Below are 773 nucleotides of genomic sequence, written 5' to 3' on the forward strand. Positions count from 1 at the left end.
GTCGCGCCGTTCTCGGGTGCGAACAAGGAGTTCGGTCATCAGCTCGCGATCGGCATCGAGTCGGCGTTCAATGCGGTGAACGAGGCCGGGGGGATCGGTGCCTATCGCCTCAAGCTCGTCACCGCCGACGACGGATACGAGCCGTCCCGGACGCCGGATCTCGTCAGGCGCATGGTGGAGCGGGACGGCGTCGTGGGCTTCGTGGGGAATTTCGGCACCCCCACCGCGGCCGCGGTGCTGCCCTGGGTACTCGAACACAGGCTCCTCTTCTTCGGCGCCTATACGGGCTCGGAGCTCGTCCGTGCCGTGCCGCCGGACCGCTACGTCTTCAACTATCGGCCGAGCTACGCCGAGGAGACCGAGGCCGTCGTCCGCTACCTCGTGACCGTGCGCGGGCTGAAGCCGCGCGAGATCGCGGTGTTCGCGCAGGACGACCCGTTCGGCGAGGCCGGTTATGCCGGGGTGGTGAAGGCGCTGCGCACGCTCGAGGGGCGCTACGAGCCGCCGCCCCAGAAGCTCACCTACAAGCGCAACACGATCGACGTGGCCGGCGCCGTGGCCGCCCTGCGCGCGCGCAAGGTCCCGCCGAAGGCGATCGTCATGGTGGCGCTCTATCGCGCGGCGGCCGAGTTCATGAAGCTGACCCAGCCGCTGCACCCGCGGATGATCTACACCGACGTCTCCGCGGTCGGCGCCACCGCCCTGGCGGAGGAACTCGCCCTGGTCGGGCACGGTGTCGGCGCCGGCGTCCTGGTCACCCAGGTGGTCCCCGC

Annotated in this window: 1 protein-coding gene; it reads left to right on the forward strand. The window is 70.2% G+C overall.

What is annotated here, in order from left to right; genetic code table 11:
* Window positions 1-773 (forward strand): ABC transporter substrate-binding protein (locus MKL01_RS00165; protein ID WP_243903223.1); only part of this gene is annotated, 773 nt, incomplete at both ends.

This window comes from Methylobacterium sp. J-070, from assembly GCF_022829385.1.
Taxonomy (GTDB): Bacteria; Pseudomonadota; Alphaproteobacteria; order Rhizobiales; family Beijerinckiaceae; genus Methylobacterium.